12 protein-coding genes are annotated in these 13,469 nt (G+C 64.5%); 3 read left to right on the top strand and 9 right to left on the bottom strand.

The annotated features are described in order from the left end of the window. Positions 1 to 55 precede the first annotated feature (55 nt). Positions 56 to 1,753, bottom strand: a complete 1,698-nt coding sequence (locus I3J27_RS01040; protein ID WP_270164302.1) for a diguanylate cyclase domain-containing protein — start codon at positions 1,751 to 1,753, stop codon at positions 56 to 58. Positions 1,754 to 1,862: 109 nt separating this feature from the next. Here I3J27_RS01040 and I3J27_RS01045 point away from each other — a divergent pair, with 109 nt between their 5' ends. Continuing rightward, a complete protein-coding gene (locus I3J27_RS01045) occupies positions 1,863 to 2,552 on the top strand; it encodes a YggS family pyridoxal phosphate-dependent enzyme (RefSeq protein WP_270164303.1) in 690 nt (229 codons plus the stop codon). A gap of 45 nt (positions 2,553 to 2,597) precedes the next feature. Here the strand turns inward: I3J27_RS01045 and I3J27_RS01050 are convergent, their stop codons facing one another. Both I3J27_RS01050 and I3J27_RS01055 read right to left on the bottom strand, forming a co-directional pair. Next, positions 2,598 to 3,377, bottom strand: a complete 780-nt coding sequence (locus I3J27_RS01050; RefSeq protein ID WP_270164304.1) for a 2-keto-4-pentenoate hydratase — start codon at positions 3,375 to 3,377, stop codon at positions 2,598 to 2,600. Between the two features lie 6 nt (positions 3,378 to 3,383). Continuing rightward, the gene (locus tag I3J27_RS01055; RefSeq protein ID WP_370692003.1) at positions 3,384 to 3,953 is read right to left on the bottom strand and encodes a L,D-transpeptidase family protein; all 570 of its coding nucleotides are present in this window, start codon (positions 3,951 to 3,953) and stop codon (positions 3,384 to 3,386) included. 203 nt (positions 3,954 to 4,156) lie between these two features. Here I3J27_RS01055 and I3J27_RS01060 point away from each other — a divergent pair, with 203 nt between their 5' ends. Further along, a complete protein-coding gene (locus I3J27_RS01060; protein WP_007598630.1) occupies positions 4,157 to 4,843 on the top strand; it encodes a response regulator transcription factor in 687 nt (228 codons plus the stop codon). Positions 4,844 to 4,901: 58 nt separating this feature from the next. Continuing rightward, on the top strand, positions 4,902 to 5,345 hold the full coding sequence (locus I3J27_RS01065) for a cyclic nucleotide-binding domain-containing protein (protein WP_270164306.1): 444 nt from the start codon (positions 4,902 to 4,904) through the stop codon (positions 5,343 to 5,345). A gap of 134 nt (positions 5,346 to 5,479) precedes the next feature. Here I3J27_RS01065 and xth read toward each other — a convergent pair whose 3' ends face one another. From xth to I3J27_RS01095, 6 genes are all read right to left on the bottom strand, one after another. Further along, positions 5,480 to 6,295, bottom strand: a complete 816-nt coding sequence (xth, locus tag I3J27_RS01070; RefSeq protein ID WP_270164307.1) for an exodeoxyribonuclease III — start codon at positions 6,293 to 6,295, stop codon at positions 5,480 to 5,482. Between the two features lie 193 nt (positions 6,296 to 6,488). Beyond that, complete coding sequence (locus tag I3J27_RS01075; protein WP_270173006.1) at positions 6,489 to 7,244, bottom strand: outer membrane lipoprotein carrier protein LolA; 756 nt, start codon at positions 7,242 to 7,244, stop codon at positions 6,489 to 6,491. A 151-nt stretch (positions 7,245 to 7,395) separates the two neighbouring features. Then, the gene (locus I3J27_RS01080) at positions 7,396 to 9,876 is read right to left on the bottom strand and encodes a DNA translocase FtsK (RefSeq protein ID WP_270164308.1); all 2,481 of its coding nucleotides are present in this window, start codon (positions 9,874 to 9,876) and stop codon (positions 7,396 to 7,398) included. 9 nt (positions 9,877 to 9,885) lie between these two features. After that, entirely contained in the window at positions 9,886 to 11,100 is a 1,215-nt protein-coding gene (locus tag I3J27_RS01085; protein ID WP_270164309.1) for an aminotransferase class I/II-fold pyridoxal phosphate-dependent enzyme, read from the bottom strand. A 220-nt stretch (positions 11,101 to 11,320) separates the two neighbouring features. Continuing rightward, positions 11,321 to 11,725, bottom strand: a complete 405-nt coding sequence (locus I3J27_RS01090; RefSeq protein ID WP_270164310.1) for a GFA family protein — start codon at positions 11,723 to 11,725, stop codon at positions 11,321 to 11,323. 266 nt (positions 11,726 to 11,991) lie between these two features. Beyond that, on the bottom strand, positions 11,992 to 13,440 hold the full coding sequence (locus I3J27_RS01095; protein WP_270164311.1) for an ammonium transporter: 1,449 nt from the start codon (positions 13,438 to 13,440) through the stop codon (positions 11,992 to 11,994). Positions 13,441 to 13,469 lie beyond the last annotated feature (29 nt).

Consider the following 13,469-nt stretch of genomic DNA (forward strand, 5'->3'; position numbering starts at 1 on the left):
GCGCGATCGCGTGGTAACGGAGATCGAGCGCGATCGCGCCGGAGCAGCGGGCTAGTTAACCCGCCATCGCGATTTCGGCCGCGCCGTTGTCGATCACGAGGATGCCGTGCTCGACGACCTTGTTGCGGCCGCGGTGCTTGGCGGCGTAGAGCGCGGCGTCGGCGGCTTCGATGAGATCGCCGGGACGCAGGGTCTCGTTGGGCTTCGTCGCGGCAACGCCGATCGAGACGGTGACGATCATATGGGCCGAGGTGATGTGCGGCAGGCAGAGCTTCAGCACGGCCGCGCGCGCCTGCTCACCGATCTCGACGGCGCGCGTCACGTCGGTGTTCGGCAGCAGCAGGCAGAACTCCTCGCCGCCATAGCGCGCCGCAAAGCCCATCGTGTCGGCGGCGATACCGGAGAGCGATTCGCCGAGCCGGGTCAGGCACGAATCGCCTTCGAGATGGCCGTAGGTGTCGTTGAACAGCTTGAAGTGATCGACGTCGATCATCAGGAGCGCGAGGTCGCTGCCATATTGCTGCGCGCGCATCCATTCGAAGTCGAGCCGGCTCTGGAAGCCGCGGCGATTGGCAAGGCCCGACAGCATGTCGATCGAGGCCATCACGGTCAGGCGGTCGTTGCTCGCGATCAGCTCGCGCTCGCGCTGGCTGAGCTGCGCGGCCATCGCGTTGAACGCGCGGGCGAGCGGCACGAACTCGGCCGGTAGCCGGTTGCGCGCGGCGCGCGCCGACAGGTCGCCTTCGCCGAGACGCTTGGCCATGTCCGCGAGCATTTCGATCGGCTTGATCACGAGCTTCTCGGCGGCGATCAGCGCACCGAGCAGGACGAACAGGACGACGAAGGCGAGCTGGAGATAGGCGGTGCGGATGTCGCGGCTGACCGCCGCGGACACCTTGTCCTCGTCGATGCTGGCGATCAGGCGGGCGTTAGTACCGGCGATGCGGATATAGCTGACCGCGCGGCGCGAGCCGTCGGCGGCGAGGAAGGAGAGCGAACCTTCGTCCTGGTCCGAGCGCAGCGCCTTGTCGGCGATTGCCGACATCAGCGGCATGTTGTCGAGGGGACGGCCGATCGCGCTGTGCTGGTCGGCGGGTGCTGCCAGCACGGTGCCGGCGCTGTCGACCAGCACGGCGGTGATGCCGGCGCGGCCGCCGAGATTGCTCATGACCTTCGACATCCAGTCGAGGTTCACGGTGGCGAGCACGACGGCATCCGCGACGCCGCTGAAGGCGGACACCGGGTAAACCGCCATGACGGTCGGCGACGGCACCGGCCGCGACAGAATGAAATCGCTCAGCACGAACCGGCCGGTTTCCTGCGCCTGCTGGAAGTAAGGCCGGTCGCTGAGGTCGAGGCCGACATACATGTTGTTGGTGGCGCACTGGATGCGTCCGTCCTGGCCGGCGATCAACAGCGTGCGGATCCAGGGAAGGTTCGACGGCAGACTCGCGCGCAGCACGTCACAGCTCTTGCTGATGCCGCCGGCGGAGGCGCGGATGAAGGCTTCCGATTTCAGGATGGTCTCGACCGACGAGATCACTTCGCGCTGCGCATCGGCGCTATGCCTGGCGATGGTGGTGAATTCGGCCGCGGCCTGCGCGATTTGCTTTGCGCGCGTGTCCTCGAGCGAACGGACGCGCTCGAACATCAAGGGCGTCACCAGAATCACCGCGAGCAACGCAAGCCGCGCCCGGATTCCGAGAACCTGCTTGAGTTTCGCTCGTTTGCGGTTGAAACTGATGTTTGCCATCTTCGCGACCCACCCCGTGTGCCAAGGTAAAGCGAAGGGTTCAAAAACTCTTTCTTGAACTCGGTAAAATTAGAAATAGCACCGCAACAATCAGTCTCGATTCGACGTCATGACAGAAGAAAGCGCCGCGCCGGTAACCGGCCATTCACCTAACGCGCTCGCCGCGGTCGAAGCCGAAATTGCACGCGCCTGCAAGGAAGCGCGGCGGGATCGTGCCTCCGTGACGTTGATCGCGGTATCCAAGACGTTCGCCGCCGATGCAATTACCCCGATAATCGACGCCGGACAGCGCGTATTTGGCGAGAATCGGGTGCAGGAGGCCAAAGCCAAGTGGCCTGGGTTAACGTCCGCTCACTCCGGTATCGCGTTGCATCTGATCGGGCCGCTGCAATCCAACAAGGCGAAAGAGGCCGTCGCGTTGTTCGATGCCATCCATTCGGTTGACCGCCCGAGCATTTGCCAAGCGTTAGCCAAGGAAATCGAATCCCAGAAAAAGCACCCGGAACTGTTCGTCCAGATCAATATCGGCGAGGAGCCGCAGAAGGCCGGCATCGCCCCCGGTGAAGCCGATGCCTTCATCGCGAGCTGCCGCGACAGCTACGGGCTGACGATCTCCGGCTTGATGTGCATCCCGCCGGTCGACGAGCCGCCGGCAGCCCATTTCGCACTGACCGCCAAGATCGCCGCGCGCAACGGATTGAAGAATCTCTCAATGGGCATGAGCGCGGATTTTGCGACGGCGATCATGCTAGGTGCCACCCATGTGCGGGTGGGAAGCGCGATCTTCGGGCATAGATAGTTGTCGTCCCTGCGAACGCAGGGACGACGGCGAAGGGTGGAGCGCCTACACAAACCCCACCGACACCTTCCCCAGCACGCCGAAATCCACCTCGAAGCGATCGCCGGCCTGGATCGGCAGCGGCGGATGGCACGTGCCTGTGGTCACCACCTCCCCTGCCCGCAAGGTGATGCCGAGCCCGCGCAGCTCATTGGCGAGCCACGTAAGCGCGACACGGGGATCGCCGAGCACGTTCCCGCCGTGGCCGACATAATGCTGGCCGCGCAGCGTGATCTGCGGCCGTTCCTCGACGAGATCCATGGCTCGCCAGTTCGCAGTCGTCGGTGCGCCCAGCACGAACAGATGTGCGCAGGCGTTGTCGGCGATGAGCTGCGCCTCGCCGGCACTGGCGAAATCGACAAAGCGCGAATCCGGAATCTCGATTGCGGGATGAAAGCTGCCTGTCGCGGCGAGGACCTCGTCCACGCTGTACGGCGACGCACGCGGTGGCAGATCGCGCCCCATGCGGAAAGCGAACTCGGGCTCGCCGACGCGCATCTCGTTACCCTTCATCGACGCCGTGCCGCCATCGGCAATCACGGTGTCGCTCATGATGCGGCCGGCCAGCGGTCCCGTGACGTTGATATGCTTCTGTCCGGATTCGCTCGTCGCCGCGATCTTCCAGCCGAACAATTGTCCGAGCGATGGCGTTTCGAGCGCGGCCTGGATGGCGTAGCCATCGGCGCGGCTCCGCGGGCGCGGCTCCAGCGCGTCAAGCTTGGTGCCGTCGCGCCAATGTTTGGCCAGGACGCGAGAAGCGTCGGCGATCTGATCCTTGTCGAGCATGAGCCCTCACCCGATGATGATTCTTGTTCTTGGTCCCAGCCGCCGCAGCAATTGCAGCATTGCCGCCTTGGTCATCGAGACGCAGCCCGCAGTCGGCCCGAAATTGTCGCGGGCCAGGTGCAGGAATACGGCGCTGCCGCGCCCGGCGATGCGCGGTCTGGTGTTGTGGTCGATTTCGATGATGAAGTCATAGAGTTGGTCGGCCCGCTTGAGCCGGTCGCCGCCCTGCTCCCGATCGAGCCGGATCGGCTGATTATAATGGCGGTCGCTCGGGTCCTCGCACCAGGCGTCCGTGTCGCCGATGGCCCGCGCCGGTAAAAAGGTCTGCGGCCGGCTGTGGCGGTCGCCCCGCCACCACAATTGCCTGGGACGGAAGCTGCCCCTGGGCGTGCCGCCATCGCCCTCGCGCTTGTTGGCCAAAATACCGCCGCGTCCCAGCGCCACCGGAATTGTCAGGTGTCCGGCCGTCAGCCAGCCCCGGCGCGGATTCCCGGCGGCAGGCTTAACGCGGATCGTTGACAGCGGTCCGGCGCTTCGATTCCTGGTGTAACTGACTGACACGGCTTTATTTTTCATGCGAAAATGCGATGTCGAATTCATTACAGGACATTCATCGAAACGGCCCGCGATTTTGAGTTAGAGTGGTTCTGGCTTGAGAATCGGTAACAGCCCACTACTTCAACACGAACAACAATAATAACGGCGACCCCTAAACTTCCCCTCTCGGCTGGGTGCAGCATGGATGCGCGCCGCGCCGGACCCCAAAAGGATGACCCCCTATGGCCAATGCCCGCAAGATCCTCATCGTGGATGACGATACCGATCTGCGCGATACGTTGGTGGAGCAATTATCGCTGCACGAAGAATTCGAAGCCTCCGCCGTCGATACCGGCGCCAAGGGTGCGAGCGCCGCGAAGGCCAATGCCCCCGATCTCGTTTTGATGGATGTCGGCCTGCCCGACACCGATGGCCGCGAGGTGGTCCGTTCCTTGCGCAAGGGTGGCTTCAAGGCCCCGATCATCATGCTCACCGGGCATGACACCGATTCCGACACCATTTTGGGGCTGGAATCCGGCGCCAACGATTATGTCGCAAAGCCCTTCCGCTTCGCCGTGCTGCTGGCCCGTATCCGCGCCCAGCTCCGCCAGCACGAAGCCAGCGAAGACGCGGTGTTCTCGGTCGGCCCCTACTCCTTCCGTCCCGGCTCGAAGATGCTGACGGCGGCCAATGCGCGCAAGGTCCGGCTCACCGAGAAGGAAACGGCGATCCTTCGCTTCCTCTACCGGGCCGGCCAGATGCCGGTCTCGCGCGAGACCCTGCTCCAGGAGGTCTGGGGCTACAATTCCGGCGTCACCACCCACACGCTGGAAACCCATATCTACCGCCTTCGCCAGAAGATCGAGAAGGACGCCGCCAACCCGGAAATCCTGGTCACGGAAGCCGGTGGCTACAAGCTGGTGCCGTGATACGCTTCAGGGGCGTGCGAATCGTTTTAGATCGCGTGCCTTTGAGCCTCGGACCTGAATGTCAATCGACGACGACGTAGCGCTTCTCGAGCGTGTCCCGACACTGCGCCTGTTGGGAGACGCCTCGCTGCGCATGTTGGCGATCGGCTCCGAGCAGCGTAATTTCGTCCGCGGCGACATCCTGTTCAATCTCGGCGACGACGCCGATGCCGGCTTCGTGGTCCAGCGCGGCGCCTTTCGCGTCGATGACGGCGCCGGCGCGGAAATGATCGCCGGTCCCGGCGCGCTGATCGGCGAGCTAGCACTGGTGGTGCCGATGAAGCGGCCGTCGAGCGCGATCGCGCTGGAGCATGCCTCCGTCATCCGCGTTGCGCGCAGCCTGTTCCAGCGCGTGCTCGAAAGCGATCCCGCCGCCGCCGTTCGCTTGCGCGATGAATTCGCGGTGCGCTCCAGCCAGATTGCCAGCGATATCCTGATGGCGGGCGCGAAGCTGACGTCGTGAGTGATCCCTCATGGTGAGGAGGCGCGTCAGCGCCGTCTCGAACCATGAAGGCCCAAGTATCGCCTGCGGCCCATCCTTCGAGACGCGCGCGAGCGCGCTCCTCAGAATGAGGGCGTCCGGCGTGGCTGCCGGTACTACACCTCCAGCGTCACCGTCACCGGGACATGGTCCGAAGGCCGCTCCCAGCTCCGCGCGTCGCGCAGGATCTTGAAATCGCTGACCGCATCCTTCAGCGCGCGCGAGACCCAGATGTGGTCGAGCCTCCGGCCGCGATCGCCGACGGTCCAGTCGGCAGAGCGATAGCTCCACCACGTATAGACCTTCTCCGACATCGGGATGCGCTCGCGCGCGACGTCGACCCATTCGCCGGCTTCGAGCGCCGCCTTGAGCTTCTCGGTTTCGACGGGCGTGTGCGAGACCACCTTCAGAAGCTGCTTGTGCGACCAGACGTCATTTTCGTGCGGCGCGACGTTGAGATCGCCGACCAGGATGTGGCGATCCTCGCCGCGCGGATGCAGCGGCTCGCACGCCTTCATCTCGTCGAGGAAGCGAAGCTTGTGGTCGAACTTCTCGTTCAGCGCGGGATCGGGAATGTCGCCGCCGGCGGGCACGTAGAAATTATGCAGCACCAGCGGCTTTGCGATATTGGCCTTCTCGCCGAACGACACCGAGATATGGCGCGAATCCACCTTGTCGCAGAAGGTGCGGATGTCCGTGGATTCGAACGGAATCCTCGAGACGATGGCGACGCCGTGATAGCCCTTCTGCCCGTTCAGCGCGACATGCTCATAGCCGAGCCGCTTGAAACGCTTCAGCGGAAAGGCATCGTCGATGCACTTGGTTTCCTGAAGGCACAGTACGTCCGGCCGCGCGCTCTTGAGAAACTTCGCGACCAGGTCGATGCGCAGCCGCACCGAATTGATGTTCCAGGTTGTCAGGGAAAAACGCATGAGGGATGCGTCTTAGCATGGATTGGCGCGGGGCAAATGCTTGTCCACAACGAGCTCTCGCAGGGAGGGCAAAGCGACTTGTCCGCCGTAGCTCGAAGAGCGAAGGCGGAAGCGTGCCCGCGAGGCTTGCCATGAGGTGGAGAGATGGTGGCACGGCGCAAGTGCGCCTTTGCCCACTCTAAGACGACGTTGCCTATCCCGGCGACGGGCCGTAATTGGTGAAATCGATCTTGAACATGCTGGGGTCGAGCTTCTTGCTCGTGTCCAGATTGTAGACCGCGAACGTAGTGTCGTAGCCCTGCGGGTCGGTGACGGTCCACTGCTTCAACTGGCCGTCCTTGGCGCCGAGCATCAGCAGGAGGCGGCTGGTGCCGACCAGGGCCTGCTTCTCCTCGATGGTGACGCTGATGAAGAGGTCGTCGGCCGAAACGCTGATGACGTTGGTGTCCCTCATCAGGTCGATGCGGTCAGACAAGAGGAAGCGCAGCGGCGTCTGCGACAGCGGATAGACGTCCTGCGTCGCGAGCTTGCGGTCGCGCACCACCAGCGAGGATCCGTCGGCGACGATGTCGATCGGGCTCGGCGCGTCATATTCGACGCGCATCTTGCCCGGCTTCTGGATGTAGAAATCGCCCTGCGTCTTGCTGCCGTCGGGGCCGACCTGGACGAAATTTCCGACCAGCGTCTGGAGCGACGACAGATAGGCGCTGACCCTGGCCGCCTGCGCCTTCTGGTTGGCATCGAAGGTCTGGAAGATGCTGCTCGGCACGTTGCGGCGCGGATCCGGGATGACCGGATTCGGCGGCGTCTGAGTCGCGCCGGTGATTGCGGGCCCGCCGGCGGACGCACCGCCATCGCGGCCCTTCGGCGCGGGTCTTGGCACGGGCACGGTCTGCGCGAACGACGCAGCAGTCGCCATCGCGGCAGTGACGAGAAGCACGCAGGCCACGCGCGCGCTTCGCGCGACGATGGTGGCAGCGAATCGAATGTCCGGATGTCTGATCAACGCGTCGTCCTGTGTGGCTGGGCGCCTTTTTAGCGTGATTTCGGGCAAAAGCAGATAACGATTTCGCGTGAAATTTCGTTTGAGGCCCCTCGCCTCACATATGGCTGTCTTCTTCCTCGACCAGAATCTCGCGTTTGCCGGCGTGGTTGGCGGGGCCGACGATGCCTTCGAGTTCCATCCGCTCCATCAGCGACGCCGCGCGGTTGTAGCCGATCTGGAGCCGGCGCTGGATGTAGCTGGTCGAGGCCTTGCGGTCGCGTTTGACGATGGCAACGGCCTGTTGGAATAAATCGCCGCCGCCATCCGCGCCCATGCCGCTGGCGTCGAACACGGCGCCGCCGTCCTCGTCCTCGGTGGGCTCTTCGGCCGTGACTGCTTCGAGGTATTCGGGCTGGCCTTGCGTCTTGAGGTGACGCACCACCTTCTCGACTTCCTCGTCCGAGGCAAAAGGTCCGTGCACGCGGCTGATGCGGCCGCCGCCGGCCATGTAGAGCATGTCGCCCTGGCCGAGCAGCTGCTCGGCGCCCATCTCGCCCAAAATGGTGCGGCTGTCGATCTTGGACGTCACCTGGAAGGCGATGCGGGTCGGGAAGTTCGCCTTGATGGTGCCGGTGATGACGTCGACCGATGGACGCTGCGTCGCGAGGATCACGTGCAGGCCGGCAGCGCGCGCCATCTGCGCGAGACGCTGCACCGCGCCTTCGATGTCCTTGCCGGCGACCATCATCAGGTCGGCCATTTCGTCGACGATGATGACGATGTAGGGCAGCGGATCGAGCGAGAGCTTCTCTTCCTCGTAGATCGCCTTGCCGGTCTCCTTGTCGAAGCCGGTGTGCACCGTGCGGGTCGGCTCCTCGCCCTTGGCCTTTAATTCGAGCAGGCGCGTGTTGTAGCCGTCGATGTTGCGCACACCGAGCTTGGCCATGTTCTTGTAGCGCTCTTCCATCTCGCGCACGGCCCATTTCAGCGCGACCACCGCCTTCTTCGGGTCGGTCACGACGGGCGTGAGCAGATGGGGAATGCCGTCATAGACGGAGAGTTCGAGCATCTTCGGATCGACCATGATCAGCCGGCACTGATCGGGGCGCAGCCTGTAGACCAGGCTGAGGATCATGGTGTTGATCGCGACCGATTTACCGGAGCCGGTGGTGCCGGCGATCAGCATATGCGGCGTGCGCGCGAGGTCGATGATGACGGGGTCGCCACCGATGGTCTTGCCGAGGCAGAGCGGCAGCTTCGCAACCGTGTCGGTCGCTTCCTTTGCGATCAGCAGTTCGCGCAAGTAGACCTTTTCACGATGCGCGTTCGGCAGCTCGATGCCGATCGCGTTGCGGCCGGGGACGACGGCGACGCGTGCCGACAATGCGCTCATCGAGCGGGCGATGTCGTCAGCAAGGCCAATCACGCGCGACGACTTGATGCCGGGCGCCGGCTCCAGCTCGTACAGAGTGACCACGGGACCCGGATTGGCCTTCACGATCTCGCCGCGTACGCCGAAGTCCTGGAGCACGCCTTCGAGCGAGCGCGAATTGGCTTCCAGCTCGGTCTTGCTGAGCGGCTGGCGATCACCGGCCTTGGGCGCGGCCAGCACGGAGACGGACGGAAGCTCGAACTTGTCGGAGGATTTCTTGGAGGCGGCCTTCGGTGCAGCCTTCTTGCGCGGAGCGCGCGCGGCCGGCTCCTCTTCCTCCTCCTCGTCGACTTCCTCTTCTTCGTGCTCGTCCTCGTAGTCTTCGTCTTCGGCCTGCGGCGAGATCGAAGGCGCAGCGCGGCCGCCACCGAGATTCGGCTCCTGGCGGCTGAATGCAACGGCCTTGGTCTTCGGTCCGCTCGAGACCAGCGAACGGTAAGCGGCACCACACAGCCAGATCAGCCGCGCCTTGGTGCTCATCAGCGCATGGAACAGCCAGCCGAGCGACACCGAGCCGCGATCGCTCGCGTCGTCCTCGTCGAGCGGCTTGTCGTCGTCCTCGATCTCCGCGAGCTCGTCGTCATGCGCGCGTGCGCCAAGGCCACAGGCGATCAGGAAGGTCGCGGCCATCGCGGCGAACAGGATCGTGCCCAGCACGATGCGATAGATCGTGCCGGGCGGTCCGAAAATCACCGCGGGCGCGCGCACCAGGGCATCGCCGACCACGCCGCCGAGGCCGGTCGGCAGCGGCCAGGCGCCGCCATGCGGCCAGCAGCTGACGAAGCCCGCGGCGATCACCGTGCAGAGAATCCAGGAGCCGAGCCGCAGCGCCTCGCGGTCGAACGGGCGATGGGTCATCATGCGCCAGCCCCAGACCGCGACGGTCAGGACCAGCATGATCGCGCCGAGCCCGAGGATCTGCATCGCAAGGTCGGCGCCGATCGCGCCGGCATAGCCGAGGATGTTGCGGATCGGCCGCGAGGTCGCGTGGCTGAGGCTTGGATCCTGCACCGACCAGGTCATCAGCGCCGCCGAGGCGACGCCCGACAGCCCGATCAGCCCGAGCCCGGTGAGCTCGCGCATACGCCGCGCCAGCCCCTCTCGGATCGAGAGCGGCAGATGGCCGACCAGTGGAATGACACGTTCGATTGCCGACATGCTCATGGGCCCCGCCTAACCCAGAGTCTCGACCAGGCGGTGCAGCGCTGCCGCCGTGGTCTCGCCATCCTGAACCAGTGCGAGGCGAATGTAGCCCGCGCCCGGATTGAATCCGTCAGGCTGCTGCCGCGCCAAAAAGCTGCCGGGCACCACGCGCACGCCTGCTTCCTTGAAGAGTTTTAGACACACCGACACGTCGTCGCCGAGCTCGGATGTGTTGAGCCAGACGCAGAAGCCGGCGTCGGGCCGGCGATAGCCGTAACGATTGCCGATGATCTGGTCGGCGAGGTCGAACTTGATCCGGTAGAGTCTCCGGTTCTCCTCGACATGCGCTTCGTCGCCATAGGCAACGGTCGCGACATGCTGAAGCGGCACCGGCACCTGCGGCGCTGCGATGTTGCGCAGCTCGAGGAACATGCCGATGAGCTTCTTGTCGCCGGCGGCGAAGCCGACCCGCAGGCCCGGCAGGTTGGAGCGCTTCGACAGCGACTGGAACGCAACCACGCGGGTGAAGTCGGGGCCGGCGCATTCCAGCGCGCTGCCCGGCGCCTCGCGGGTGTAGATCTCCGAATAGCACTCGTCGCTGAGGATCACGAAGCCGTAGCGGTCGGCGAGCTGCTTCAGGCGCTTGAAATAGTGGGGCTTGGCGACCGAGCCTTGCGGATTGGCGGGCGAGGCCAGATAGAACGCCACCGTGCGGGCCAGCGTCGCTTCGTCGATGGCGTCGAGATCGGGCAGGAAACCGTTTTCGACCGTGGTCGGCAGATAGACCGGCTCGCAGGCCGCGGCGCGGGCGCCGGCGCCATAGACCGGATAGAACGGATTCGGCATCAGGATGGCGGGCTTGCCGGGCTTCGGGCCGACATAGCGCGCGGCCGCGATCGCGGCGAGGAACAGCCCCTCGCGGCTGCCATTGAGCACCAGAATTTCGCTCATGGGATCGAGGGGCCGCGGCAGCTTGAAGCGCGACGACAGCCAGGCGCCGGCTGCCTTGCGGAACGGCTCGGTGCCCTGGTTCATCGGGTAACGGCCGAAATCGGCGATGTGCTTGGCCAGCACCGGGCCGACGAAGTCAGGGACGGGATGCTGAGGCTCGCCGACGGCAAGCGAAATCAAGGGTTTGCCCGGCTGATGCGGCACCAAGAGCTCGTTCAGCCGGACGAAGGGCGAGCGCTCGCCATCGGAGCTTCCACTGGCCTGCGGCGCACGGGATGAAGCGGTCATGACCATTCTGGACGCCAGCACTCTTGGAACAGCCGGTCGCACCAAGGCGCCGGCGGGAAGCGGTTCAGTTCACCATAGATAGGGCGAGGTTAAGACGCGATTAACCATCGGCGGGCGGGCCCGTCCAGAGCGGGAATAATGAGGCCGGATAACAACGGGATGCGGGGCCTTCTAGCCTCTCCCGCTTGCGGGAGAGGTCGGCACAAAGCGCTGGGTGGTCGCCGGCTTAGTGCCCCGGCAGCTTCTCGAACGTCGTCATGCCCGCGGGGATCGCGTGAAACTCCTGCTTGTCGCAGGTGTAGATCGCCATTTGCGGCTCGAACTGTTTTGGCTCGTCCAGCGTGCCGACCTTCAGGATCGCCGCAGGCAGACCCGGAACCTTGGTCACCAGATGGGTGCCGCATTCGGCGCAGAATTCGCGCGTGACGGCGCGCTCGAGGTCCTTGCGCGTGAACTGCTTAGGTTGCCCGGTGATGTAGCTGAAGCCGGCCGCCGGCATCGCGATGAAGGTGTTGGGCGCGCCGCCCGAGATGTACTGGCACTCGCGGCAATGACACTGGGCCTGCATCATTGCATCGCCTTCGGCGACATAGCGCACTTCGCCGCAATAGCATCCGCCTTCCAAACGCATGACGACCTCCCGATTGTTGTTCTTGTGGCCGATATTTCTGCGCCGACGGTGCGGAATGGCAATCTTTTTCTTCGCCCCGGCTTCTTGTTTGACGCGTTTTCTTTACGCGAACCGGGATCCACTTCGCTCGAAAACGCTTTGTCGGATCAAAAAGAAAGGGGCTCCAACTTGCGCTGGAGCCCCTCGACGGTCTGGGCATTGCCGGGTATGTGCCCGAACCGTAGTTGTGGACGCGGCCTCCGAAGACGCCGCGTCCGGGAGGAGAGTTACATGTTGTAGGCGCGCTCGGTGTGCTCGGTGATGTCGAGGCCTTCACGCTCGCTCTCGACATTGGCGCGCAGGCCAACGATCACATCGACGACCTTGTAGAGGATCGCCGAACCGATGCCCGACCACACCAGCGTGGTGCCGACGCCCCAGAGCTGGGCGATCATCTGCGTGGCGAAGTCGTAATCGGCAACCTTCGGCGGGATCGCGGTGTAGTCCATGATGCCGGCGCCGCCGAGAGCGGGATTGACGAGAATGCCGGTGCCGAGAGCGCCGACGATGCCACCGACGCAGTGCACGCCGAACACGTCGAGGCTGTCATCGTAGCCGAGCGCGTTCTTCACGACGGTGCAGAAGAACAGGCAGACCACGCCGACCACCAGGCCGAGGACGATCGCACCCATCACACCGGCGAAGCCGGCGGCTGGCGTGACGGCCACGAGACCCGCGACGGCGCCGGAGATGACGCCGAGCACCGACGGGTGACCCTTGATGATCCACTCCGCGAACATCCACGACAGCGCGGCGGCTGCGGTGGCGACGAAGGAGTTGGTCATGGCGAGGGCAGCGCCGCCATTGGCTTCGAGGTTGGAGCCGGCGTTGAAGCCGAACCAGCCGACCCAGAGCAGCGAGGCGCCGATCATCGACATGGTCAGCGAGTGCGGAGCCATCAGCTCCTTGCCGTAGCCGACGCGCTTGCCGATCAGGAGAGCACCGACGAGACCTGCGATGCCGGCGTTGATGTGCACCACGGTGCCGCCTGCGAAGTCGATCGCGCCCTTCTTGAAGATCCAGCCGGCGTCGGCGTTGACCTCGTCGAGCTTGGCCTGTGCCGCGGTCTTCGCCGCCGCGTCAGTAGCGGCAGCCAGAGCCTTGGCTGCGTCCTGGATCAGATCCGGGCCGGGCCAGTACCAGACCATGTGCGCGATCGGGAAGTAGATCAGCGTGACCCAGAGCGGGATGAACAGGGCGATCGCCGCGAACTTCATGCGCTCGGCGAAGGCGCCGACGATGAGGGCGGGCGTGATCGCCGCGAAGGTCATCTGGAAGCACATGTAGATGAGCTCCGAGATGTTGGCGTCGACCGAGAAGGTCGCGGCCTTCGAGTCGGTGGTGACGCCCATCATGAAGGCCTTGGAGAAGCCGCCGATGAAGTCGGAGCCGCCGGTGAAGGCGAGGCTGTAGCCGTACACGGCCCAGATCACGGTGACGACGCAGACGGTGTAGAACACCTGCATCAGGACGGAGAGCATGTTCTTGGAGCGGACGAGGCCGCCGTAGAACAGCGCGAGGCCGGGGATCGTCATCAACAGCACGAGCACTGTCGATGTCAGCATCCAGGCGTTGTCTCCCTTGTTGACCGTTGGCTCGGCATAGGCCGCGGTCGCAGCGAACATGCCGACTGCGAGAGCCGCCAATCCCGCGCCATAGGGACGCTTAAACGTCATTTTATTCACTCCTGATTGGATAAGGTTGA

This window comes from Bradyrhizobium xenonodulans (assembly GCF_027594865.1).
In the GTDB taxonomy this organism is placed as follows: Bacteria; Pseudomonadota; Alphaproteobacteria; order Rhizobiales; family Xanthobacteraceae; genus Bradyrhizobium; species Bradyrhizobium xenonodulans.